We start from the raw sequence: 24,924 nt of genomic DNA, 5'->3' as shown, positions 1-24,924 counted from the left end.
TGTTTTTTTGTCGTTTTCTAAAAAACCCCAAGGGAATGATTGACTTTTACCTCATCTAGGTGTAAATTACACATATAGAGACAAATTACCAAAAAGGGGTGATTAACTTGAGTACAAGTAAAGAAGATAACGCCTCTGCTTCAAACTCCGCTAACCTTGAAAAATCGATTAGTGGTGCACCAAAAAACTTTATGATTCCTTTTTTATTACTGAGCCTTCGGGGTTGGAATTTACATGGTTATAAGCTAATTCAACAGCTAATGAGCTTTGGCTTTACATCCGTCGACCAAGGAAACGTATATCGCACCTTGAGACAGCTTGAAAAAGATAACCTTATTACTTCACAATGGGATACATCTGCTGAAGGACCAGCTCGACGTATCTACTCATTAACGGAAGCTGGCGAACAATACTTAACGATGTGGGCTTCATCATTAGAGCAATATCAAAATATGTTGGATTCATTCTTTTCCATGTATACCGACATGTTTTTTCCATTCAGCTCAGGTACAAAAAAAGATGAGAATCAAAAGTAATTTGCATGTACAAAAGGAGTCACGTAGTTTGATGCTGCGTTTCCTTATATAAAAATAACGGCTATTTCGCGAGCTAGCTGAAATGTTAAGCCTTACACCTACGACAAACACCACTAACGTTTCATAAATTTATTCTGTTCGCAAGCCAATCAACCGAGGAGGAATTTGATTATGGCAACAGTAAAGTATGAAACAGTAATCGATGCAATGTGGGATCAATGGACAAAAGGATTAGAAAACATCGCTGAAGGAAATAAGCAAGTTGAGCTTTGGACGTTAAAAACATTAGAGCAACAGCAAGAATTTGTCTCAAAAGCAGTTGAACAACTTCAAAAAGTTGATAAGCAATGGAAAGCTGAGCTTGAAAACCTTCAGAAAAGAACAGTTGAAAATTTACGTAAAACTGCAGGCAACGCTGTGGCAGACTCATACGAAGAGTGGACGAATCGCATGAGCGAAGCATTAAGCAAGCTACAATCATTATCTGTAAACCAAAGCAAAACTGGTTATACAATGGTGAAACAAGCACAAGAGCAATACCACCAAGTCATCACACAGCTACTAGAAGAGCAAAAGAAAACGCGTGAAGAGCTTCAACAAGTATCTGATGCGTACGTAGAGCAAGTAAAATCTCTACAAAAGTCATTTGCTCAATCAGTTAATCAATATGCAGTTGTAAAATAAAACAAGAAAGCCTAACTTCTTCTGAAGTTGGGCTTTTTATTATCTCCTTCAAACCATTACCAGTATGGCAAGAAAACGAGAGTACATACTACGACTACAACGATAATTATTCGTTGAACTTAAAAAAGGAGAGAATGAAACCATGGCTAAATCAAATAAATTATTAGTTCCTGGCGTTGGACAATTTTTAGATCAATACAAAGCAGAAATCGCTCAAGAATTTGGAGTAACTTTAGGCTCTGATACGGTTGCTCGTAGCAACGGATCAGTTGGTGGCGAAATTACAAAACGTCTAGTACAACAAGCTCAAGCTCATTTAAACGGGCAAAACAAATAATTTTAACAACTTCATAACATGGCTAAAAGCAGGTGCTCTAGGTACCTGCTTTTCTCATGCAAAAAAAGAGGGTGGGACATAACAAAACAAATTTCCAAAAAGAAGAACAATTCCTTTTCTCACCTCTTTACGTTGTTAGAATACGTTTGTTTTCACAATCAACAAAAAACCTGAATGATTAAAAGCGAGTAACTCTCAATCGTTCAGGTTTATCGTTGGCTAAATTACTTATGTCTCAGCCTCTTTGATTATTGATGATCTACTTTTTTCAATGCATCTTGTGCATCATCTGAACCTTCAATTTCACTTTGATTTTTACCTTTCGATAAGAACCAACCGCCAACAGCAATTGCAATCAGCACGATCCAAAAGAAAAGTTTCCATCCTTTTGACTCTGGGAAATGCTCATCAACAATTGCTAATTCAGGGTGAGCAAGCGTATATACTGCTAATTTAACCCCTACCCAACCAACAATTAAGAACGCAGCCGTTTCTAAACCTGGGCGTTGATTTAATAATTTTACGAACCATGTTGCTGCAAAACGCATGATAATTAATCCAATTAATCCACCTGCAAAAATAACGGCGAACTGTCCACCATCTAGCCCACCAATCTTAGGTAGTGGAGTATTTGGAAGCGTGACAGCAAGAGCTACCGCTGCAAGAATTGAATCGACCGCAAACGCAATGTCTGCTAATTCTACTTTTAAAACAGTCATCCAAAAACCTGAACCCTTTTTTTCCTTTGTAACGGTTTCATCATGTTTTGACTTTTTCAAATAGCGCTTTACGAGGTGATTAATCGCGATAAACAGTAAATATACTGCTCCGATTGCCTGTACTTGCCAAACATCCACTAAGAACGAGATTGCAAATAGTGAACCAAAACGGAAGATAAATGCCCCCGCTAACCCGTAAAATAACGCTTTTTTACGCTGCTCTTCTGGTAAGTGCTTTACCATAATTGCCATTACAAGCGCATTATCGGCAGCTAAAATTCCTTCTAAGGCGATGAGAACAAGCAACACCCACCCATATTCTAATAACAATGATGCATCCATAAACATTCTCCTCTCTTTTCTCTCTTACTAATCTTTTTCCCTAATTCGGCAAAGAAAACACAAAAAGACCTTTGCCAAATATGGCAAAGGTCTTGCTAAGCATAAATAAACTCGTTATGCCAACAAAGCCGATGGACAGAATCCATGGAATGACGACTTTGTTTCAGGTTTCCCTGACGCTACTCCCCTTTACTCCTTAGACGAAGTAAGTGTATTAAGTTATTATCATAATACGTAACTTTTTCCAACTTGTCAATGGAAGAATAGTTATTTATTTCTTTCCATTCAGTATACGTGCTAACTTGTGTAAAAATGTCTCAAAATGGATGGGTTTGGTGATATAATCTTCAAGCCCCATGTTCACTGCTTTTTCAATATCATCTTGTAGCGCATTCGCTGTAACTGCCATCAACACCCATTTTTTATGAGGCGTGATGAGCTACTGCTTCTTTCAATTAAGTCTAAGGCTGTATAAGCAGCTAGAATGCCCACTACTATTGCCAGCAAAACGGTAAATAAATTATAATTCCCTTCCAGAGTCATTCGCTCCTTTCTCATAAGCAAGACGTAAAAACAGACGAACCGTTTCAAAGACTCGCCTGCTGTTACGTGCAAGTGTATTTAATTCAACTGTTAATTGACCATTAGATCATGGAGCTGCTTTTGCACTTCTTGAATTTTCAATTTCGAGATATGAGCATATTCATCAAAATTCAAAAAGTAGACTAGGTACGTTTCATTTCTAGGAGTAATATGAGAGACCTTTTCCAGATTAACAATATAAGATCGATGCGTTTGGCTAAAAACGTTTGGATCTAAATACATATAAATATCACTGATGTTTTCATATGTTTCATATGTTCTCAACTGTGTGAATATTAAACATTTCTTTCCTGATTTTTCAATAAAAACAATCTCGTTAATTGGTATATAGTAAGTAGATCCGTTAAATTTAACAGGTAATCGCTTTGCTCTTGATTTAGTTGAGTTGTCTTTTTCTTGTTTAGCAAGCGTTTTTTTAGCGCGCTCTAAAGCTACATATAAACGCTGATTTTCAATCGGTTTAATAATATAATCAAGCGCAGATAATTCGAAAGCTTCAACCGCAAACTGATCATATCCTGTTATAAAGATAAAGCGTAAATCTGGTTTAATCTTCAAACATTCTTTGACAGCTTCTAATCCGCTCATGCTCAGCATATTAATATCTACCAAAATAAGCTCTGGACTTTGTACCATTACTTGCTGAATTAACTCTTCACCATCCCTGCAAGAGCCAATGACATCAAAGCCAGGTACCTGAGAAATAAAATATTCTAAGATTTCAATTGAATCTATATTATCATCTGCAATTAATACTTTCACAAACGTCGCTCCTTCTAACATTCTTTCTATTCCTTTTACATTATCTATTCCGTCAAATTAAAAACAAAAATGAACATTTATGCTAAGGAGAAAAATCTCGCTAGTTTCTCTCAAATTTAGTAAGTATTTGGATATCAAAAGTGTAGCATATAACCGTAACAACATATATATGAGAAATGAACTAATCAATTCATAAACCAAGTCTATCATACTATACTTCTTCCACTTATGCATAAACAAATGCCTAAAAATCGTATTTTTATATAGGTCTTTTTAACTATTAATAAGAGATGAAACATAAACAAATAAGCCCACCAGAAGAATTCACTTCCGGTGAGCTATATGCTTCACATGCTTATTTGCCTTTTTTTACAATGTCTTGTGCTTGCTTTGATACAAAGAAGCGGCCGTTTTTATCTTGTACGACAACGCTATTCATTTCAATTTCTTTTCCATTCACAACCGCAATATTTTTGTTAACAGGAAACTCAACCGTACGCTTGTTTGATTTTACAACTAGTACAGGGTTTTGTGGATCTTGTTTATTTACTGTTACGTTAGCACCCTTAAATGCTTTTGTAGCTTCAATAAATAGCTCATCCGTTAGTTTATCTAAGTCGAAATTCATTGCTTTTGCCATATGCTTAGCAAGATCAGTATTATCGTAATGCCCCACAGGACGGTCTACTCCGTATGAATACAAGAACATGTCTTCACCCGTATGACCACCTGTCGTAAAGCCTAGATTTGCACGATTTGCCAGCAGTTTAGATAATGTTACTCCAATTGCATTTTTATCTTTCGCTGCATCTAACTGTTTCTTTTCATCAACCGTTAAGTTGTCTAGCCCGTATAAAGCAGCCACTTCTTCTTTGTTTGATAAGTCTTTATTTAGAGAGCCCATTGCACCTTCTAACGTCATTTTCGCTTTTTTCAACGGGTCAATGTACGCTGAAACAGGCGTTGTATCATAGTTTTTATCTGTATTTTTACTTCCGATTGAAATACCGCTATTACCGTGATCTGATACAATAATAACCATTGTATTTTTATCTTTTTTCGCAAACTCGACTGCTTTCCCTACTGCGTTATCAAAAGCTAACACGTCGCTTACCATTCCAACAGGATCGTTTGCATGTGCCGCCCAGTCTGGCTTACTGCCTTCAACGAATAAGAAAAATCCATCCTTGTCCTTTGAAAGCGTAGTAAGTGCTTTATCCGTCATTTCTGAAATTGTCGGCTCTTGAGGCTTTGTTTGTTTACGGTCCATTTCGTAAGCAAGCGCTGAATCTGAGAATGAACCCCAAATTTTATCTGATTTTGATTTCAATAACTCATCGCGATTTTCTACAAAATCATAGCCCTTTTCGTCAATTACTTCAACTAAGTTTTCACCGTCTTTACGGTTTTTACTACCTTCTCCTGTAACAAGTGATTGCTTACCACCACCGAGTACAACGTCTATGCCTTGGTATACTTGCTGCTCACCTAGTACATCAAAGTTATTACGATCGTGATGATGGGCTGAAAAACCAGCTGGCGTTGCGTGTTGAATTTCAGAAGTTGCCACAATTCCTGTTGCTTTTCCAGATAGCTTTGCTCCTTCTAGAACATTTGCAACGGGGCGGTACTTGTCTTCTTCTTTTATTTGTTCAACACCAGGTGTTGTGACAAGTGAAGGAAGCACTCCTACGTATCCAGAATTAGATTTATTACCAGTAGCCAATGCTGTTCCTGCTGGTGCTGAATCCGTAATTGCTGATTCAGCTGAATAAGCGCGAACCCCTCCAGCCATTAACTGATCCATATGTAGAGGTGCACCTTTATACCATCTTGCTAATGTTGTTGTGCTTGAGCTTGTTCCGTCCGTTACCATCATAATAACGTTTTTTGGTTTTTTCTCCTGCTGTTTTGGCCCCTTCGCTTCAGTTTCCATTAATGCATTTCCTAATCCAAAAGAACCGAGTGCTACAGCACCAGCAAGCGTTGCCCCTAATAATTTCTTTTTCATTTCATCGTGCTCCCTTCGTATCGCTCTTTTTTCTACATGCTTAAATCTAACAATTTTTTGTAAATGCACTTTTATGGCAATGTAAAGATTCGTTAAAATCGCGTAAATCCCTGTTTACAAGCCAAAAAATCCTTCAAATGCACTAATCCTTCAGGAGAAAAGTTTCATCACATAAAAAGGAAACACATGAACAAACTACCAATAACAGATGAGGATTGATAACAAGGAGATACTTATGTTCAAAAATTTATTTAAAAAGAGAAATGCTGATCAACAACCAAAGAAAACCCTAGATGAAATTATTGAGCAATTTAGTAAATCCAGTGATTTTACGACGCTCGCTATTGGAGCTCAGCATAAGAAATACGTCATTACGTACTTTAAACAGCTCGTCCAGATGCAAAGCGTTGAAGATAAAATTATAAAGCCTATTCAGCTCATTGACTTTACGTTAACAAACGTCAACGAAGTCGAAAACGTATTACCGATTGAAGATATCTCTATCACCAAAGATACCCAAGAAATTTTGGAAAAGATGCTTCGCGGGTACGTTATGTTTCAGCTTCATACTGATGATAAAGAAGTTGCGTTAATTAAAGTTCAAAGCTTTGATACGGGATTTCGAACAGAGAATGAAACTGAAAATGAGTTTAGCGTTGTAGGTCCAAAGCTCGGATTTGTAGAAGACCTAGACGTTAATTTATATCTCATGCGAAAGACATTAATTTCTGAGCATTTGGTATTCAAGGAAATTACGGTCGGACAAAAGTCTAAAACTCGGGTAGTAATCGTTTATTTAGAGGACATCACGAATCCACAGCATGTAGATACCATGACAAAGCGCTTAGAGTCCCTTGACTTTGACGTTATTTTTGATAGCACCATGCTAGAGCAGCTCATTTCAGATAACTCCAATACTCCTTTTCCTTTGTTTTTAACAACGGAGCGAGTAGACCGCGTATTATTTACCTTGCTAAACGGTCAAGTTGCTTTTTTCTCAAGCGGTTCTCCATATGCAGTGACGGGACCATCCACGCTGCTTGATTTTTTCATCTCACCTGAAGACTATTATTTACCGTGGGTGCTAGGCTCATTCTTTCGCTTAATTCGAATGTTTGGCGTATTCTTTTCTATTTTTGCAACGCCGCTATATGTTGCCGTTGTTACCTATCATTATGAAATGTTGCCAAAAGATTTACTGGGACCAATTATTTTCTCAAGAACAAATGTCCCTTTTCCTCCTGTAGTAGAAGTGTTGTTCTTAGAAATAACCATCGAACTGCTTAGAGAAGCCGGAGCCAGACTACCTTCTAAAGTCGGCCAAACGCTTGGAATCGTTGGGGGAATTGTTATTGGGCAAGCAACCGTTGAAGCTGCTTTAACTAGTAACGTTTTGCTCATTATTGTTTCTCTAACTGCGCTCGCATCGTTTACAACGCCAATTTTTAAGATGTCTAATGCGATTCGACTTTTGCGCTTCCCTTTTGTACTGTTTGCAGCCTTGTATGGACTGGTCGGTATCATGTTTGGCTTTTGCTACTTAATCGTTCATTTAATTCGATTACAATCCCTGGGTATGCCTTATTTAGTTCCTGTCTATCCATTTCGAGCAAAAAGCCAACGAGATACGTTGCTTAGACTTCCATATAGCAAAACGGCAAAACGCCCTGGGTATTTAAGACCTTTAAGCTGGTTCCGCTATAATCCTGAAAAATCAAAAAAGAAACAAAACCTAGATCGAGAGTAAGCAAGGAGGATATACAGCAATGAAAAAATTAATAATTATAGCTTGTTGTAGCATCTTTCTAATTAGCTGTGCGGATCGAGAAGTGATTGATGAGATACAAGTCGTGAATGCGATAGGATTCGATTACGATAAGGACGAAGACAAGATTCGAGGAACCATTTTATATCCCATCTTTAAATATGGACCAACGGAAGAACCAAGCATCATTGCAGCCAAAGGCGATAGTTCTTTTGATATCCCTCTCCATTTAAATGTTAAGTCTTCACTCCCTTTGGCATTTGGCCAATTGCGTAGCGTCATAATTGGTGAAGATTATGCCAAACACGGAATGCGCGATTTAGTCAATACGCTTGCTCGAAATCCTGACTTAGGGCGTACGATTAAAGTAGCCATCACAGATGGTAATGCACATGAGATGTTAAGCTCTGTTACGAGAAAGAAAATTAAAGATTATCAGTTTATCTCAAATCTAATTGACCAGAATATTAAAACTGAAAACCTACCGCGAACCAACTTACAAACGTTTTTATTTAGTTTTTTTAGCGACGACCGCGATCCTTTTTTACCGTTGTTATCCCAAGAAAAAGATGCAATTAAATTAGAAGGAGTTGCATTGTTTAAAAATGAAAAATACATTTCTTCAATCGATATGAAAGAGACGTTTTTAATGAAGCTACTCCTGGATGGGACGAAGCACGGTCGCTATACAATGGATATGAAGCACAAAGGGCATTCAGGCGAAGTTATTTTAGAAAATCTGCGAACCAAAACGAATTACGAATTAAAAGGGAACCGTCATAATCCCATCATTGTTGTCCATTTAAATATTGACGGCCTTGTCAAAGAGTTTCCACAATGGCTGAAACTAACAAAGCCATCTAATGTCAATATGCTTGAGAAAAAGCTAACTACGAACTTAGAAAAAGACAGTGATCGCTTAATTAAAAAGCTGCAAAAGCTTGGCGTTGACCCCATTTGTTTTACGGATTACGTTCGTAGCCGTACGCGGAACTTTGACAGCCAACGCTTTAGAGAAAACTATTCGGACATGGATATCCATGTAAAAGCGCATGTGAATCTAGTTCAAACAGGCATTAGTCAGTAGGAGGGAACAACGTGGAAAACAATGTGAAAGAACAATTTCAAGTCTCTCCGTCTTTTCTGTTCTTTTTGATTCATTCCGTGCAAGTAGGGGTTGGAATGCTGGGGTTTCAAAGATATATTGTGAAGGGTGGCGGACATGACGCTTGGATTTCAGTTATTGCTTCTGGTTTAGCCGTCTCTGTGCTGTTTTGGATGTGCTTTTATGTACTAAAACGTGAAAATACGGATGTTATTGAAATTCATCGCCTATATTTTGGAAAATGGATTGGCAATCTATTTAATATCATCTTATGCCTATACTTTTTCTCTTTTGCAATCACGATTTATCGAACATATATTGAAATCCTCCAAGTCTGGATGTTCCCGCGGCTCACCACTTGGAGTATTTCACTTATTTATCTTCCTCTCATCTATTATATTATTTCAGGTGGTTTTCGCGTCATTACAGGTATTGCATTCTTTGGAGTCGTCCTTCCATTACCTTTATTTTTTTCATTGTTTTATCCACTTTCGCTAGGCGAAGTAAATAATATCTTACCGATTTTAGATCATAGCTTTGGTGAGTTGTTTACTTCTTTTAAAACAATGACCTTTAGCTACTTGGGGTTTGAATCGATTTTATTTTTTTATCCCTACATTAAAAATGGACCCTCTAGTTACAAGTGGGGGCAAGCTGGCCTTTTATTTACAACAATTCTCTATACATTTTTAACAATTGTAACATTTGTTTATTTTAGTCAAGGGCAGCTTTTTAAAAACGATTTGGCCGACGCTCACAATGGCTAAAATTATTGAAATTCCCTTTATTCAACGATTTGAATACGTTGTAATTTCATTATGGCTTCTTGTTGTTCTGCCAGCAATTTGTACAACCTTATGGTGCAGCGTTCGAGGGATGAGGCGAACATTTCGAGGAAAGTCTACTATTTACCTATTGGTATTTATGCTAACCTTATTAGCTCTTTCAATTTTCTTTGATAATCGAAAAAACATTGACCTTTTAAATAATACCGTTTCTCAAATAGGGACATACGTTATTTATTTTTACATTCCTTTTCTATTTATTTTCAGCATTATTCGTTCGAAAATAAAAGGAAGCAAACGAACACCTGAACCACAGCAGGAACCTCAAAAAAAGAGTGAGTCACCTTCATCGTGACTCACTCTTTTTATTAGTTAAATAGCGCTACATATTCACCGTATCCCTCTTCTTCCAGCTTATCTTTAGGGACAAATCGAAGAGCGGCTGAGTTGATGCAATAGCGTAACCCTCCAGCTTCCGTCGGACCATCTTCAAAAACATGACCTAAATGTGAATTTGCAGCTTTACTACGAACTTCCGTTCGAACCATATTATGACTAACATCCATGTTTTCCTCTACCTCTTCCTTATTAATTGGCTTGGTAAAGGACGGCCAGCCGCACCCAGCATCATATTTATCTCGTGAGCTAAAGAGTGGTTCTCCAGAAACAATGTCTACATAGATTCCTTCTTCTGTATGATTCCAGAATTCATTTCGAAATGGAGGTTCGGTTGCGTCATTTTGTGTTACCTCGTATTGAATTGGCGTCAAGCGTTTTTTCAACTCTTCATCTCTACCGATATCTTTCCAGTTCTCTTTAATAAACCGATCGCGTCCGGAACCTCGACGGTACATTGAATAGCGAAATTTATTCTTTTTGTAGTAATCTTGATGATACTCTTCCGCTTCATAAAACGGCTTTGCAGGTAAAATTTGAGTTACGATAGGGCTTGAAAAACGGCCGCTCTCTTCTAGCTGTTGCTTTGAAGCTTCCGCTAGCTGCTTTTGCTCATCATTATGATAAAAGATTGCTGTTCGATAAGAGTCTCCGCGATCAGCAAACTGTCCTCCTGGATCGGTTGGATCGATTTGAGGCCAGTAAAGCTCCAATAATTTTTCATATGGAAACACTTCGGGATCAAATGTAATTTGAATCGCTTCATAGTGTCCTGTCGTTTCTGAACATACTTCTTTATACGTTGGATTTTCAGTATGGCCTCCAGTATAGCCCGATACAACTTTTAGAATGCCTGGCTGTTCGTCAAACGGCTTTACCATGCACCAAAAGCAGCCTCCAGCAAACGTGGCTAATTGATGGTTAGATTGTGTCAACGAGAAGACCTCCTCTTGATTATTTATGTTTATTATACGACTGATTAATTGAGATACCAACTATCTTGCTTCACCGACTATTATGTATAGAAAAAAGGAAGCTATGAAGCTCCCTCTTCGTTACCCTGCCTTATTTTCATGTTCTTCGTTTTCTTTTTCATCTACGCGCTGACTCATTCGAAGCGGAATAGCTTTAATAAAGAACGTTAGGACTACACCCGTTACAACAATAAAACCAGCAGTTAGATAAACGCCTGTTAGTGAATAGCTTAGCGTTTCACGAAGAATAGATACAAAGCCATCAAATGCTTGTTGCATGGATGCTGGTACCTGTTTTTGAATATCTGCTAAGCGCGCAGGATCCATTAGTACCTGTGGATCTAGCCCCTGAAGTTTCGAAGCTAATTCAGGAGGAACAGATGCTCCGCTTACCTCTTCTGTCATATGGTTAGACATACGTGAGTTCATCATTGTTCCCATAATCGCAACCCCAACTGTACCACCAAGCTGACGGAACAATTGACTGGATGCTGTTGCTACACCTAGGTAGCGCTGTTCAACAGCATTTTGAATGATTAGCGTAAATACTGGGAAGCTCATTCCTAATCCTAAACCTACTAAAATATTGTTGATGATTACGTTTGTTGACGTCGAATCTTGATTCATTGCTGACAGTGAGAACATTCCTGCAGACATGATAGCTAAGCCAATGATTGCTAAACCTTTATACTTACCTGTTTTCGTAATATATTGTCCACCGAGCGTACTTGCAAGTACCATCGCAAGCGTCATTGGCATCATAATCAATCCAGACGCCGTTGCAGAACGACCGATAACACCTTGAATAAAGAACGGAATATACATCGCTGCTCCAAACATTCCAGCACCTAAAATAAACCCAACAACGTTTGAGAGCGTAAAGATGTTGTTACGGAATAAGTGAAGTGGTAATACCGGACTTTTTGCTTTTCGCTCGACCATAATAAAAATAGCTAACGATACAATGGTTCCAATAAACAAGCTGATGATTGGTGTTGACACCCAATCATACTTAGAACCAGCCCACGAGAACGCTAGTAGTAGCGGTACAATGGTTGTTGTTAAGAATAGTGAACCCGCATAGTCGACCTTTTCACCTTCTCGTTTTTCAACGCTTGGAAACAGCATCCAAATTAGAACGAATGCAACGATACCAAACGGTAAGAATACCCAGAAAACCCAGTGCCAGTTCGCATTATCAACAATCCAACCGCCAAGTGTTGGACCGAATACACTGGCTAAACCAAAGACTGAGCTTAGTAACCCTTGCCAACGACCGCGCTCACGCGGCGTAAATAAATCTCCAACTGCTGTAAATGCAGTCGACATAATTAAACCTCCACCAAGGCCTTGAACAGCTCGGAAGATGATCAATTGAATCATTGTATTTGAAAAACCTGCACATAGTGAACCGATGATGAAAATACCGATACCTGTTAAAATAAACGGCTTGCGTCCGTAAATATCTGAAAGCTTCCCTACTAAAATAGCTGTGATACTGGAAGCTAACATAAAGCTTGTAAATACCCAGCTATAATACTCAATTCCCTGTAGCTCAGCAATAATACGTGGCAATGCAGTACCCACAATCGTTTGGTTTACGGCTGTAAACAGCATTGCTGACATAATTGCAATCATAATGGCTACTTTTTTTCGATGTTCTAAATGTTCCATATGTCTACTCCTTTCGGTAACTAAATAATTCACCTAGTGAATCATTTTTTCGGCGTACCTGTCTCTTAGTTTGACTGTCGCTCCGCAGAACGATCAATTTTTTGAAATAATGTATTCATAATTTGAATTTCCTCATTTGTAAAATCGTTAAACCGTTCAAAAAAATATGCTCTTTTTTTTGCTTCAATTTCCTCAAATATAGCATGCCCTTTTTCAGTAATGACAATTTCAACAATTCTTCGATCTGCTTCTGACTTTTTCCGTTCCACATACCCTTTAGATAAAAGCAAATCCGTCAAAGCCGTAATATGACTAGCGGATACCTGCAGGTGCTTTGAAATGTCTGTTGATTTTTGAGGACCTTCATTTCTTAACATGCGAAGAATCATAAAAGCATTAGTTGATAGCTCCGAATCAAATACGCTGTTAATTTCTTGTCGAAGCTGACGAAATACACTGCGAAACAACAACTCCATTTCATGGAGAAGCTCATGACGTTCTTTCACTATACACACTCCTTCCTTTTACTTATATGATTAAAAAGTTAATAAAATATTTATTTCACTTAGTTAACTAAAATAGTTTTATCAAATAAACATGCTTATCGTCAAGATAAAACTTCCTAAAAGATAGTATTTTCTTTTTTCAGAAAAAAAGCCATAAAAAAAAACCATGCTTGCGATAAGAGTAAGCATGTCTAATACGTAAATAATCCTGTTAAAAACGTGCGCCATTTTGGAGGCTTTTTCACGGCTGCAAACTGACTGTCTTTTAAGCGCGTTTCAAATTCCTCTACCTTTGCTTGGAGCTTTATCATCTTTTTCGTTAACTGATCAATTTCTTTTCGGTGCTCAAGAAGCTGAAACGTGACCACTTCTCCTGCTTTTTCTTCCGTTCTTTTTTCATTTTCAATTAAGCGCATTAATAGCTGGTCAATTTGCCGTTGCATTTCTTGATTAGGCTCTTCTACTTCTTTGTGCTTTGCGGACTGATAAGCCTCAAGTTTTTCTTGCAGTACAGATACCTGAGCTTCTACATCATGTAGCTTTTGGTTGTCCTTATCATCAACCGCTACTGAAGCCGCCACTTCTTCATGAGCTGACCACTTCTCATAAAGTTCATCCATTTGTTTTTGAAGCTGCTCAATGCGATCATCACTTGCTTCAACCACTTTCACAACCGCTTGGCGATTCCGATTGTTCTTAAACTCCTCAAGCTTCGTAACATTTTCTTCTGTAAACTCCCAGTGTCCAGCATCATTTCGTTGAATATCAATGTCTGCAAGCTTTGCCCATTTCAAAACCGTACTCGGATGAATGCCTAACTGTTTGGCCACGTCAAGCGTTTTTATTGCCATCGTAATCCCTCCATCTTCTTGTTATACTAGCAACTTCGCTACGAAACAAAGATTCCCTTCATTCGTGACAAAACTAGAAGGAATTCGGCAAAGAAAGTGGGAATTCAACAAAGAAGGAGCTGGAACATAACGAAATAATCCCTTCTCAAAGACGAAAAATTATTTCTTCAACATCACTAGGTTGTAAGAACAAGCTCGTTCTATTACGCTACGGACACTCGCTTTTCGCGGGGAGGAAGCTGAACCTCCTCGCTGCGCTTGCGGGGTCTCAGTCTTTCCTCTATTTCCCGCAGCAGTCTCGTTTCCTACCCTCCATTCCACTCTTTTTTAAACTTGTTTTCTGAATCAACAAAAAACGAGTTATTAGGAGTTCACTCCCAATAACTCGGATATATCACTGACTGAAATACTTATGTCCTAGCATTTTTTTAGGATTTGCCAAGTATCCACTTGCTTTTTGAAAACAAAATATTTGCAATTGCAAACAAACAGGCAATTACTACTCCAATACTAAGCGTTACAAGCCCTATACTTGTCATGTCGAACACCCCGTATAATAGCTGCTTGATAAGAGCATAGACGTTATAAACTGGTATAAGAAAATCAATGTTGGTCAATTCATTGATGGATGTACCAGCCAACAAAAAGTATGGAATGAAGGCAAGCATAAGAACAGGTGAAGCATAGTTTTGGGCTTCCTTAACCGTATTTGCTAATAGGCTAAAAATAGATAGTATCATGCCTACTAACAAAGAAAATAATACGATTCCAAGAAGTAACGATATGCTAAATATCCCCAAATGACTGAATAAGTCTAATGCTTTTCCCAAGTTTTCTGTAAAATATTGAATAAATACAACAAATGTCACTAGGGACAGAATACCACTAATCATGCCAAGTGTTGAAATGGCTAGCCACTTTCCTATGATAAGATGAATTTTTTTCACTGGCGTCATTAATAAACCTTCCATTGTATTTTTTTCTTTTTCACCAGCAAACATATCGTTCGCTGAAGGCAGACACCCTGCAATAATCGTCATAATAATAAGGAGGGGAGCAAACATTGAAACCATTCCAAGTGAACTATCTTCACCATTTACATTTTTGGTTTTAATTACAAACGGCGAGAGCGTTCGCTCATCCACCTCTAACTCCAGTAACTGTTCATTTACTAAACCTTTTTGCTGCTTTTCTAATAGGGTACTCACATATGCATTAGCAGCATCCCCTTTCCCGCTTGTAAGATCACTATATATCGTAATTTCGGGGGATTTTAAATTTGTCATTTGCTCAGAAAAATTTTGGCTTTCCTTTATTGCAAGAGAAGCTTCTCCTTCTTCAACCGCTTTTAATGGATTTTCAACTTTCATAACTTCAATACTTTTGTCTTGCTTTAACCAACTAGTAACATGCTGATCAGCTCGTTCACCAATCGCTACTGTAATTGATTTATTTTCTTTATCTGAACCATACGAGTCTACAAAATATAACATTCCTATATTCATGACCATTGGAATTAATACACTGAGATAAATGGTTTTCTTATCTCTTAAAGAATCCACTAATTCTTTTATATACACATGCCAAATCACATTAAGCCCCCCTTATAATACGAGACATAAAAATATAGTTTAAATCTCTGCTTTCTTCTTCTTCATACAAAGATTCATTTGTGCCGTGGTATACCATTTGTCCTTTGTGTATCATAATGACAGATTCACAGAGCTGCTCAACTTCTTCCATTATGTGACTGGAAAAGATGATAGTCTTCCCTTCTTTTTTCAAGCTTCGCACAAGCTCACGAAACATATTAGCAGACGTAATATCAAGACCTGTCGTTGGTTCGTCAAACAAGATAACATCTGGATTATGTAGAAGCGTCCTTGCAATCGCTACCTTTTGACGCATTCCTTTTGAAAATCCGCCTACTCTTCGGTCCAAATAGTCCCGCATACCAAACCGCTTCGCTAACTCTTCAATTCTTACTTTTGTTTCATGCTTGCTCATTCCATAAAACTTTGCAAAGTACGATAAGTTTTCTCTTGCAGTCAAACGGTCGTATAATCCCGTTTCTCCTCCAAACAATACGCCCATTCTTTTTTTCACTTTGCTAGGTTCCTTATGAATATTAATACCATCAATTAAAATGCTACCTTCTGATGGTTCCATTACGGTTGAAATCATGCGCAAAAGCGTCGTTTTCCCTGCTCCGTTTTCACCTAAAAGCCCCACAACTTCCCCTTTTTTCACCGTGACGTTTACACTTTGTACTGCTTGAATTTTTTCTTTTTTTTCAACAAATAGCTTCGAGACGTTTTTTAGTTCAATCATCCTTGTACCTCTTTCCGTTCTTTTGATTGTTTTTATTTTACAAAAGAATCTGGAACAAAACACCGAACTTGTCATTAAAAGGGCATTTCTTGTCACGAAGCGTCCCTTTTCATTTCTTAGACATGGTAAAATAATGAAGAAACTTTTTATACATGTGAGGGTCTGATATGAAGATTGGGTTGGTAGATGATCAAAAATATGATTTAGAAAAGTTAAAATTATCGTTAAAAAACGCAGATAATCTTGAGGTTATTTTTGCAACAAGTGATGCTGAAGAAGCATACGAAGAAATTAAAAAAGACGAAATTGACTTGCTCATTACAGATATAGAAATGCCTTCGCTATCAGGGTATGAGTTAGCTGATTTTATAAATAGCTACGCGCTAAATATTAAAGTCATCTTTGTTACAGGTCATACCGGCTTTGCAGTACATGCTTTTGAATTGAACGTTCTAGACTACATTATGAAGCCTTACTCGAAAGAACGATTATTTAAAGGTATTAATCGATTTTTACAAACAAATGAGTCTCAAGGTAAAAAGGGAAAGCTTGTCTTAAAACAAAAAAATGAAATGCAAATTATTGATAAAAAAGACATTATCTTCGCTGAACGAACAGGGAGATCAACTACCATTTTTACAACAGATGGCAGTTATTCTACATACCTTTCCCTAAGCGACTTGGAAAAAGAGCTCAGCACGTCTCATTTTATTCGTTCTCATCGAGCTTTCATTATTAATGTTCAATACGTCAAAAATTTTTCTATCTATACGAAACACTCTTATTCCATTTCGTTTCAACAAACCAATCAAACGGCACTTATTACGAAAGGAAACTTAGACCTATTACAGCGACATTACTTCTAAAGGAGCTTGTTTGTATGAAATATCTCTTATTAATAACAGCTCTATGTACCACAGCTGTTTTACTCTTCAAACCATTATCCACTTGGACCATCATATTTATCTGTACAGTCATGTGGAGCAGCGTATATGTGTACATGAAACGAGTTTCTTTTACCCATCCTATTTCGTGGATTTCATGCACGTTCTCAATTTGTATAGTCAGCGGCATGTGGTGTACTAACTCACCTTTACTACTCCTACTATTACTGGCTGTGCTATTGATGTACTACTTTGAAATCGCAAGCGTACATAATTACCTATTCTCGATTAGTAAACGCGAACTTGCAGCATCAGCTGAACTCTCAAAAGTAAATGAAGTATTCCAACAAATTCGGGCTGAGCGACATGATTTTATGAAGCATATTAGCGCCGTGTCCTACCTTATGGATAGTAAGCAACATCAAAAAGCCAATGCATATATGCAGCAATATGTGGATGCACTTCAGAACACCAATACATACATGCAAGGCGAAAGCGGACATATCGCTTCCATGCTATATCAATGGAAACAACAAGCAGCCCAAGATAACATTGAGTTAGTCTTTCAGTTTGAAAACCCGTTATCACAGCTTCCTATCACAAAGCTTAATCAAATGAACCTATTGGTAAACCTTTTGGAAAATGCCTTTGATGCGGCACGGTGCACAGACGAGAAGTATATTTGTATTAAATCTCTAGTTAAAAGTGGAATTTATATACTGGAAGTGACCAATTCCACACCTCCACTCTCTAATGAGCTGCAGGATCAACTATTCAAACAGTTTAACAAAACCACCAAATCAGGAAGCCATGAAGGACTTGGAACGTTTGTCATTCATGAGCTAGTTCGGCACTCTAACGGCTATCTGGATTATCTTTATTACCACCAGCGTTTAACCGTTAAACTAAAGTTTCCAATTGTTGTATAGCCTTTTAATTTGTTAGCAATCGTACAAACTAATGATACACGCTGGCAAAAGTCCACCTTGTGAAATCATAGGTAAAATAATATTCTTTTTTAATTAAATGGCTTGCATTTATCTCTAAAAACGAATATTATATATCATGTTGCTTTTAATGTTCGTTATTTTTGGAGGTACTTATGTTTAAGTTACAAGAAGCTAACACGAATGCTAAAACAGAGGTTTTAGCTGGAATTACTACGTTTTTAACAATGGTTTATATCGTGGTTGTAAACCCTGTAATTTTATCAGATGCAGGTGTACCGTTTGATCAAGTATTTATGGCAACCATCATTTCAGCCGTTATTGGTACGTTGTGGATGGCACTTGCCGCCAATTATCCAATTGCAATTGCGCCAGGTATGGGATTAAACGCATATTTTGCATACTCTGTTGTCGGTTCACACGGTAACATCGATTATAGAATTGCTTTTGCGGCCGTGTTTGTCGCAGGTATTATTTTCGTTATTTTGTCGCTCACGCCGTTTCGTGAGAAATTAATCGAAGCCATTCCAGGCAACTTAAAACATGGAATTACAGCTGGTATTGGCCTTTTCATCGCCTTTGTCGGCCTTCGTTCAGCAGGTATTATTGTCGCAAACGAATCCAACCTTGTAGGCTTAGGAGATCTTCAATCTCCTGGCGTTGTACTCACTTTAGTGGGATTGGCCATTACCATTGCGCTATATGCAATGAATATCAACGGGGCATTGTTTTTCGGTATGCTTATTACAGCCGTTATCGCGCTTTTCACAGGTCAGCTTTCATTTGACCAAGGGTTTGTGTCTGCCCCTTCTCTACCAGAAGGACTTCTAATTACAAATCCGCTAACTGCGTTTGGTGACGTTATTCAGCACGGTTTGTATGCTGTTGTATTTTCTTTCTTACTGGTAACCATTTTTGATACAACAGGTACGATGATTGGTGTAGCACAACAAGCAGGATTAATGAAAGATAACCATATGCCAAAAGCACGCCAAGCTCTTCTTGCAGATTCTTTTGGTACATCAATTGGTGCAATGTTTGGAACAAGTCCAACAACTGCTTTCATTGAGTCTTCAGCTGGTGTTGCTGCAGGTGGACGTACAGGTTTAACTGGCGTAACCGTAGCTCTTTTATTCATTATTGCTGCGTTCTTTAGCCCGCTTGTAAGCGCCGTTTCAGGCATTGCAGCGATTACGTCTCCAGCTTTAATTATTGTAGGTAGCTTAATGATGGGCTCTATTGCAAAGATTAACTGGAGCGAATTTGATGAAGCATTCCCTGCGTTTCTTGTTATTTTAACAATGCCTCTGACATCAAGCATTGCAACTGGAATTGCGCTAGGATTTATCTCACATCCACTAATGAAGATTGTAAAAGGTAAAGCAAAAGAGGTTCACCCTCTTGTTTATGTATTTGCTGTTTTATTCTTATATCAACTTGTGTTTTTACCGCACTAAAAGAGGCTGGGACATAAGTAATTCAGCCAATGATAAACCTGAACGATTGAGAGTTTCTCACTTTTAATCGTTCAGGTTTTTTGGTTGATTGTGAAAACAATGTTGGAAACAGGGTGGAATGGAGCGTAGGACACTCGACTCCTGCGGGAAAGAGAGGGAAAACGGAGATCCCGCAGCGCAGCGAGGAAGCTCAGGTTCCTCCCCGCGGAAAGCGAGTGGCCGTAGCGCAATGGAACGAACGTGTTCAGACAAACCAAAAAGATTGGAACAGCTAGTGCTCGTCTCTTAGAAGCAATCATTTTGTTATGTCCCAAACTCTTTTTTATTTGAGATACGTTGGATTTAAGTGGAATCCTTTTCGTTATTTGGTATACTGAATATACAGAAAACGTCTTCATTGAAAGGAGCTTCATATGAAAAAACAGCTTGGCACGCTTATGTTTATCATGTTTATGATTTTTGTCGGATTCGGCATTATTATTCCGATTGTGCCAGAAGTCATTCGCATAACTGGAGCTAGCTCAGTTAACCTTGGACTCTTAATGGCAAGTTATTCTATCGCATCTTTCTTGATCGCTCCATTTTGGGGAAGTCTATCTGACCGAAAAGGTAGAAGACCCGTTCTTCTTACGGGCTTAATCGGATTTAGCGCTAGTTTCTTTATTTTTTCATTCGCTAATGACTCACTCGTTCTGATGTACATATCACGTATTCTTGGAGGTTTATTTGCCGGAGCGGTTATTCCATGTGCATTCGCTTACGCTTCTGATATTACCACGGAAGAAAATCGCACAAAAGCAATGGGCCTTTTAGGAATGACAATCGGGCTTGGCTTTATTTTTGGACCAGCATTAGGTGGACTGTTATCGTCCGTGAGCTTATTTTTCCCATTTATCATTTCAGGGATATTGGCACTAATTATGACGACCTATGCTTTCTTTGCATTACCGGAATCGCTCCAGCAAGAAAGCGTCTCTCAGGAAAAGAAAACTACGCTGCAAGATTTCAACACGGATTTTAAAGGCGCAATGAAGTATTTATATTTACTCTCCTTTTTTGGAACGTTTACGCTAGCTGGCCTTGAAGCAACTTTTCAATTTTTTCAAATCGAACGCATTGATGTAACCCCTACCATGATTGGCTGGATGTTTATGGCCAGTGGCGTTACGCAAGCTGTTATTCAAGGCGGGGTTTTACAGCGATTTAAGCAAGGAAATGAGAAAAAGCTAATTGCTGTTGGTTTAATTGTCTCAGCGGTCGGATTTGCATCCATTTTATTTTCATCCAATTTATTTAACGCAACGGTTTTCCTTTGCATCTTTACAGCCGGCAATGCCCTTATTCGCCCTTGTGTACTCGCTCTGATTACCCTTAAAACGAATATCGGCTATGGGTCAGCTTCAGGTATTAATTCATCAATGGATAGCTTAGGAAGGATTTTCGGGCCTCTGATGGGAGCCTTTGCTTTTGAACTGAACAGCATGTATCCATTTTTAATTGGAGCTGTATTAACATTCGGTGCGCTCCTTCTGCTTCAACGTCATATTGCACTCGACTATTCACCCAAAGAAATAACAACTAGCTCTTAACTAAGAAAAGACTTTAGCTTTTTTGGCTAAAGTCTTTTCTTATCGCTTGAAATACCTGGACGATTTCATCATAAAACACCACATAGTACCTAAACCGATAACCAACAGTATAATTGAAAGCACACCCACATCTAAAAAGACGCTCCTCACTATTAAGATGAGGCCAACAACGAAACCGGGATCAGAAGGAGCTTTTAAATCATCAGCTTCTTTCTCTTCTTCATATAGTTCGCTCTCTGATTTATCTTCAGCTACTTGTTCAGTGCTTGACTGTTTTTTCAAAAGCTCATCTAACGTCACATTATAAAATTCAACTTGCTCAATGTATACTGCTTCCTCTTTATCATCTAAGAATTTCACCGTGTACTTATTGTAATATTTTCAATTCTCTTTTCCGATTTTAAGTTATTATCTCCATCAAATTCTACCACTCCAAATTTATGATCGATTGTTTCATAAAAAGCTAATAAAGAGTTTGCAACAGGTTGTGGAGTTGTTTGTAACAGCACGTCTAATCCTTCTAATTCTTTATATTTACTAAACTCCCTCACTAATTGTTCCGGTGAATTGCTACATGCTGATAAACATAGTAAGAAAAGTGCTAACACCGCTATAAAAAGCTCGTTCATATAATTCCCCCTCCTTTTTAATTCTACATCCATTACAATTAATTTCCTATATATCCATAACATAAAAATTACCATTTTCGTCAATTTTATTGCTTTGGAAATAAAATTGACGAAAATAGCACATCCTCAAATTAAAAAGTAAATACCATGAGATTTCATTACGTGAAGGGGGAAATGGCGAAAGTTTAGCAATCTTTAATAAAATAACCCTTAAGCTTATAATGCTTTTCTGACTCAATATAAGCTCTTTTTCTCTTTTACAATACATTTACGTTTACGACGAATAAAAGCCCAGAAGCAAGCTTCTAGGCTTTTATTCGTCGTCCTCTAAGAAGTCTAGTACGCGATCAATAAATTGTTCGCTACCTTCGTCATTTCCGTGCTCAATTAACAGCTCCATGTTCAGCCTCCTTTTAAAATTGTTAGAATATTCTTGTTTTATACCTTACCACAATTCCAACCAAGTTGTAACGGTTATTTTGTGTAAAAATTTCGACAAATATCATCTCTTTTCAACGAAAAAAGAAAAGAGAGAAGATAAGCATCTTATCATGATTATAGACAAGACTGCAATTGATATGAATACAACCTTAAGCGTATGTACCTTTCAGCCATCCAACTCGCTTTAATTTTGCTATACAAGCTTCTTTTAAACCTTCTTCTGTGTAGCCCTCAATAACTTTGCAGTCAATTCCAATGGCATACGTATCCCTTCCGCTCTTTACTACAATTTCGTAAAACGTCTCAAGCTTTCTACAGGTAAAATCATCAATCTCCTTCAATTGATTTAATACATCGTTTAGCACTTCTTCATGATTCTTTATAATCGTTTGTGTCATCCGTATCTCTCCTTCTAATAAAATCAAAAAAGCTCATTTTGCTTTAGATGCAAAATGAGCTTTCACCCGTCTTATCACCCAAAGCTAATGCTTTGCTGGTAGGAGCACCTTACGTTGGTAGGTTGCTGTGGAGTCATAGAGCCAGATCTCTCGTCCACTCGTGATAACTTTTTAAATTAGATTTCATTATACCAAATATCTCCTATTTAGCAAGATTATTTTTTAAATTTTTCTTTTTTTCAGTTTTGTCACTCTTTTTAACCTATGCATAGTAAAGCGAGAATATTTTCCTTTCTTTACGTAAAAACTAACAAAAAAAACGTAATGTAATTCTTTAATTAAATCCTTGGATAATTTTCTGATTATTCTTTCATTTGACCAAACTCTACCTTTGCTTATAAAATGAAGATTTGTAGAAAGGAGCACGAAAAACTATATGTATACGTATCAAATTGGCAATCAAACAATTGACTACAAAATTAAAGTCGTTCCAAATAAAACCGATATTACGGTCCAAATTTGTGACAATGAAGGGGTAACCGTAATTATCCCACGAGGCTTAAACGAGCACAACGTTCGCTCTGTTATTTCTCGTAAAGCGACTTGGATTTTAAAACAACTTAACGGTGGTAATCAACCAACCGAAGCAAAAAAACCGGCTGCTAAAAAAGCCGAAAAAGCAAAAACTGAGAACAAAACGCCAGCTGCACCTAAAGCAAAGACGTCATCTTTTGAAAACGATGACAAATTTTCGTATTTAGGTCGTCAGTACCGCTTAAACATCGTTCGTGATAATGTGGAGCAACCTGAGATGACGTTCCGTGCTAAATTTATCGCAACAGTGCCATCATCCTGGTCTGAACAAGAAACAAACGAGGGAATTCAAAACCTTTTAACAGAATGGTACCAAGGACGAGCAAATGAAAAATTCAGCGAAGCACTAAAAACAGTGAAAAAACAAGCAGCAGATGCACCTGACTCTGTAGCGTGGAAGGAACTGCAAGATACATATGCAACGATGGAAAACGGTGAGCTAGTATTGAACTGGCGTCTACTTCTAGCACCATTAACAACAATTGAATATGTAATTGCTTCACAATTTACAGATGCAGACTCATTATTTGAAGATGCAGCAGAGCGTAAACAATGGTTAGAAGAAAATAGCTTACAAGCATTCTAATCAGCTAACAGCAAAACACCCATCCTAAACTACACAAAGGACGGGTGTTTTTGCATATTGTGTTTTGTTAAAACTTAATTATAATAAAAAATGTTTATAGTTGAATAATATAGGTTAAGTATATGTAAAGGTAGTATAAAATTTAATTTTGCTCCTTTATCTATCTTCAGAAAGGATGTGCACCTAATGAAAGGACAAAGCTTTTTCATTTTAGGTCTTATTTTCGCTCTTATTATTGCTATCTTAGCTGTCATCAACAATGAGCCAGTTCAATTTAACTATGTCTTTGGCTCACAAGACTGGCCACTTATTTTAATTATTTTAACATCGGCTGTATTCGGTGGTGTCGTCGCTGCTTCACTAAGCTTTGTTAAAATCACTCAGCTTAAAAGTAAAAACAAGCAACAAACAAAACGAATTGCCGAACTAGAAACGCAACTAGCCACTCACTCAGAACCACAAGCTGATCTAGAAAAACCTTTATCAACGCAAGGTGAACCATCAGCTTAATATAGAGATATACTAAAATCCTGCTTTCCCAACACTACGGGAGGGCAGGGTTTTTTGTTTTTCCTCCTTACCCCTTATAACCAATTATTATAATAAAGGGTGTATTAGCTATGTCAGTAGCCTGTGAGTGAAATGGGAAATGTTTGACTCCTACGGAATTAGCAAGACGGCTTGAAACCCCGCAGAAACGCAATGACGAGGAAGGCAGGCGCGAGCCACGTGGAAAGCGAACAATCCGAAGTGAAAATCACGACTCGTTGCGTGCGCTCGTCCTTCTTCCACACCCAAACACTTATAGAGATACGTAGTTTCCCTCCTACTCAAGAAGCCCGTGATTGAAACGGAAGATGCGAGACTCCTGCAGGACTAGCGAGTGCTCTGAGATCCCGCAGTTTACGAGGAAGCTCAGACCGAGCCCTGCGGAAAGCGAGCAATCCGGAGTGAAAATCACGACTCGTTGCATGCGCTCGTCCTTCTTCCACACCCAAACACTTATAGAGATACGTAG

At 37.9% G+C, this 24,924-nt stretch carries 28 protein-coding genes and 2 riboswitches; of the genes, 14 read left to right on the top strand and 14 right to left on the bottom strand.

The annotated features are described in order from the left end of the window. Nucleotides 1-107 precede the first annotated feature (107 nt). The 3 genes from phaQ to AC1UFB_RS11785 all read left to right on the top strand — a co-directional run bounded on the left by phaQ (nt 108) and on the right by AC1UFB_RS11785 (nt 1,557). Nucleotides 108-536, top strand: coding sequence for a poly-beta-hydroxybutyrate-responsive repressor (gene phaQ, locus AC1UFB_RS11795; RefSeq protein ID WP_025909639.1), 429 nt, complete (start codon nt 108-110; stop codon nt 534-536). A 171-nt stretch (nt 537-707) separates the two neighbouring features. Then, nucleotides 708-1,220, top strand: a complete 513-nt coding sequence (gene phaP, locus AC1UFB_RS11790; protein ID WP_482589300.1) for a polyhydroxyalkanoic acid inclusion protein PhaP — start codon at nt 708-710, stop codon at nt 1,218-1,220. Between the two features lie 142 nt (nt 1,221-1,362). Continuing rightward, a complete protein-coding gene (locus AC1UFB_RS11785) occupies nt 1,363-1,557 on the top strand; it encodes an alpha/beta-type small acid-soluble spore protein (RefSeq protein ID WP_025910214.1) in 195 nt (64 codons plus the stop codon). 248 nt (nt 1,558-1,805) lie between these two features. On the opposite strand, the gene AC1UFB_RS11780 is transcribed toward AC1UFB_RS11785, so the two are convergent. The 4 genes from AC1UFB_RS11780 to AC1UFB_RS11765 all read right to left on the bottom strand — a co-directional run bounded on the left by AC1UFB_RS11780 (nt 1,806) and on the right by AC1UFB_RS11765 (nt 5,994). Continuing rightward, nucleotides 1,806-2,618 carry a TerC family protein gene (locus AC1UFB_RS11780; RefSeq protein ID WP_061785087.1) on the bottom strand — a complete coding sequence of 271 codons (813 nt, stop codon included), beginning with the start codon at nt 2,616-2,618 and terminating at the stop codon, nt 1,806-1,808. 97 nt (nt 2,619-2,715) lie between these two features. Then, nucleotides 2,716-2,818, bottom strand: a riboswitch (yybP-ykoY riboswitch). 71 nt (nt 2,819-2,889) lie between these two features. Further along, nucleotides 2,890-3,027 carry a hypothetical protein gene (locus AC1UFB_RS11775; protein WP_198511886.1) on the bottom strand — a complete coding sequence of 46 codons (138 nt, stop codon included), beginning with the start codon at nt 3,025-3,027 and terminating at the stop codon, nt 2,890-2,892. A 224-nt stretch (nt 3,028-3,251) separates the two neighbouring features. Continuing rightward, complete coding sequence (locus AC1UFB_RS11770) at nt 3,252-3,983, bottom strand: LytR/AlgR family response regulator transcription factor (RefSeq protein WP_326046261.1); 732 nt, start codon at nt 3,981-3,983, stop codon at nt 3,252-3,254. A gap of 355 nt (nt 3,984-4,338) precedes the next feature. Continuing rightward, nucleotides 4,339-5,994 carry an alkaline phosphatase gene (locus AC1UFB_RS11765; protein ID WP_482589297.1) on the bottom strand — a complete coding sequence of 552 codons (1,656 nt, stop codon included), beginning with the start codon at nt 5,992-5,994 and terminating at the stop codon, nt 4,339-4,341. A gap of 235 nt (nt 5,995-6,229) precedes the next feature. Here AC1UFB_RS11765 and AC1UFB_RS11760 point away from each other — a divergent pair, with 235 nt between their 5' ends. The 4 genes from AC1UFB_RS11760 to AC1UFB_RS11745 are packed head-to-tail and all read left to right on the top strand — an operon-like array spanning nt 6,230 to nt 10,004. Further along, nucleotides 6,230-7,741, top strand: coding sequence for a spore germination protein (locus AC1UFB_RS11760; RefSeq protein WP_482589295.1), 1,512 nt, complete (start codon nt 6,230-6,232; stop codon nt 7,739-7,741). Nucleotides 7,742-7,760: 19 nt separating this feature from the next. Further along, nucleotides 7,761-8,846, top strand: a complete 1,086-nt coding sequence (locus AC1UFB_RS11755) for a Ger(x)C family spore germination protein (protein ID WP_482589293.1) — start codon at nt 7,761-7,763, stop codon at nt 8,844-8,846. Between the two features lie 11 nt (nt 8,847-8,857). Continuing rightward, a complete protein-coding gene (locus tag AC1UFB_RS11750; protein ID WP_482589291.1) occupies nt 8,858-9,631 on the top strand; it encodes a GerAB/ArcD/ProY family transporter in 774 nt (257 codons plus the stop codon). After that, nucleotides 9,624-10,004 (top strand): GerAB/ArcD/ProY family transporter, encoded by a 381-nt coding sequence (locus AC1UFB_RS11745; protein ID WP_326046257.1) that lies wholly within the window; start codon nt 9,624-9,626, stop codon nt 10,002-10,004. Before AC1UFB_RS11750 ends, AC1UFB_RS11745 begins: the two co-directional genes overlap by 8 nt. Nucleotides 10,005-10,017: 13 nt before the next feature. On the opposite strand, the gene msrA is transcribed toward AC1UFB_RS11745, so the two are convergent. From msrA to AC1UFB_RS11710, 7 genes are all read right to left on the bottom strand, one after another. After that, nucleotides 10,018-10,980 (bottom strand): peptide-methionine (S)-S-oxide reductase MsrA, encoded by a 963-nt coding sequence (gene msrA / locus AC1UFB_RS11740; RefSeq protein ID WP_082636371.1) that lies wholly within the window; start codon nt 10,978-10,980, stop codon nt 10,018-10,020. A gap of 120 nt (nt 10,981-11,100) precedes the next feature. After that, nucleotides 11,101-12,693 (bottom strand): MDR family MFS transporter, encoded by a 1,593-nt coding sequence (locus AC1UFB_RS11735; protein ID WP_482589288.1) that lies wholly within the window; start codon nt 12,691-12,693, stop codon nt 11,101-11,103. Nucleotides 12,694-12,758: 65 nt separating this feature from the next. Then, on the bottom strand, nt 12,759-13,199 hold the full coding sequence (locus AC1UFB_RS11730) for a MarR family winged helix-turn-helix transcriptional regulator (RefSeq protein WP_025910204.1): 441 nt from the start codon (nt 13,197-13,199) through the stop codon (nt 12,759-12,761). A gap of 191 nt (nt 13,200-13,390) precedes the next feature. After that, nucleotides 13,391-14,050 (bottom strand): MerR family transcriptional regulator, encoded by a 660-nt coding sequence (locus AC1UFB_RS11725; RefSeq protein ID WP_100347401.1) that lies wholly within the window; start codon nt 14,048-14,050, stop codon nt 13,391-13,393. Nucleotides 14,051-14,209: 159 nt separating this feature from the next. Then, nucleotides 14,210-14,371, bottom strand: coding sequence for a hypothetical protein (locus AC1UFB_RS11720; RefSeq protein ID WP_326046255.1), 162 nt, complete (start codon nt 14,369-14,371; stop codon nt 14,210-14,212). Between the two features lie 107 nt (nt 14,372-14,478). After that, complete coding sequence (locus tag AC1UFB_RS11715; protein WP_328100866.1) at nt 14,479-15,642, bottom strand: ABC transporter permease; 1,164 nt, start codon at nt 15,640-15,642, stop codon at nt 14,479-14,481. A 1-nt stretch (nt 15,643) separates the two neighbouring features. Next, nucleotides 15,644-16,381, bottom strand: coding sequence for an ABC transporter ATP-binding protein (locus AC1UFB_RS11710; RefSeq protein ID WP_100347399.1), 738 nt, complete (start codon nt 16,379-16,381; stop codon nt 15,644-15,646). 167 nt (nt 16,382-16,548) lie between these two features. Between AC1UFB_RS11710 and AC1UFB_RS11705 the strand changes: the two genes are divergently transcribed. The 5 genes from AC1UFB_RS11705 (at nt 16,549) to AC1UFB_RS11685 (ending at nt 21,258) form a co-directional block, all read left to right on the top strand. Continuing rightward, a complete protein-coding gene (locus AC1UFB_RS11705) occupies nt 16,549-17,247 on the top strand; it encodes a LytR/AlgR family response regulator transcription factor (RefSeq protein ID WP_061785493.1) in 699 nt (232 codons plus the stop codon). Nucleotides 17,248-17,261: 14 nt separating this feature from the next. Then, the gene (locus tag AC1UFB_RS11700; RefSeq protein WP_061785494.1) at nt 17,262-18,194 is read left to right on the top strand and encodes a sensor histidine kinase; all 933 of its coding nucleotides are present in this window, start codon (nt 17,262-17,264) and stop codon (nt 18,192-18,194) included. A gap of 173 nt (nt 18,195-18,367) precedes the next feature. Beyond that, entirely contained in the window at nt 18,368-19,669 is a 1,302-nt protein-coding gene (locus AC1UFB_RS11695; protein WP_025910198.1) for an NCS2 family permease, read from the top strand. Between the two features lie 113 nt (nt 19,670-19,782). Beyond that, nucleotides 19,783-19,944, top strand: coding sequence for a hypothetical protein (locus AC1UFB_RS11690; protein WP_156413469.1), 162 nt, complete (start codon nt 19,783-19,785; stop codon nt 19,942-19,944). 138 nt (nt 19,945-20,082) lie between these two features. After that, the gene (locus AC1UFB_RS11685; protein WP_482589284.1) at nt 20,083-21,258 is read left to right on the top strand and encodes an MFS transporter; all 1,176 of its coding nucleotides are present in this window, start codon (nt 20,083-20,085) and stop codon (nt 21,256-21,258) included. Between the two features lie 39 nt (nt 21,259-21,297). On the opposite strand, the gene AC1UFB_RS11680 is transcribed toward AC1UFB_RS11685, so the two are convergent. From AC1UFB_RS11680 to AC1UFB_RS11670, 3 genes are all read right to left on the bottom strand, one after another. Next, nucleotides 21,298-21,618: a hypothetical protein gene (locus AC1UFB_RS11680; RefSeq protein ID WP_482589282.1), complete on the bottom strand. Its 321-nt coding sequence runs from the start codon at nt 21,616-21,618 to the stop codon at nt 21,298-21,300. Next, nucleotides 21,615-21,887, bottom strand: a complete 273-nt coding sequence (locus AC1UFB_RS11675) for a hypothetical protein (RefSeq protein ID WP_061785496.1) — start codon at nt 21,885-21,887, stop codon at nt 21,615-21,617. The genes AC1UFB_RS11680 and AC1UFB_RS11675 overlap by 4 nt, the downstream gene beginning before the upstream one ends. A gap of 590 nt (nt 21,888-22,477) precedes the next feature. Next, nucleotides 22,478-22,726: a hypothetical protein gene (locus AC1UFB_RS11670; RefSeq protein ID WP_062954638.1), complete on the bottom strand. Its 249-nt coding sequence runs from the start codon at nt 22,724-22,726 to the stop codon at nt 22,478-22,480. Between the two features lie 68 nt (nt 22,727-22,794). Next, nucleotides 22,795-22,896, bottom strand: a riboswitch (SAM riboswitch). Nucleotides 22,897-23,162: 266 nt separating this feature from the next. On the opposite strand from AC1UFB_RS11670, the gene AC1UFB_RS11665 reads away from it, so the two are divergent. Next, complete coding sequence (locus AC1UFB_RS11665; RefSeq protein ID WP_061785497.1) at nt 23,163-23,906, top strand: M48 family metallopeptidase; 744 nt, start codon at nt 23,163-23,165, stop codon at nt 23,904-23,906. A gap of 186 nt (nt 23,907-24,092) precedes the next feature. Further along, nucleotides 24,093-24,416, top strand: coding sequence for a LapA family protein (locus AC1UFB_RS11660; RefSeq protein ID WP_025910188.1), 324 nt, complete (start codon nt 24,093-24,095; stop codon nt 24,414-24,416). Nucleotides 24,417-24,924: the final 508 nt, after the last annotated feature.

The organism is Priestia sp. KCTC 13724 (assembly GCF_056820425.1).
Note: the sequence above shows the minus strand (reverse complement) of the source record. Positions and strands in the feature narration are given on the sequence as shown.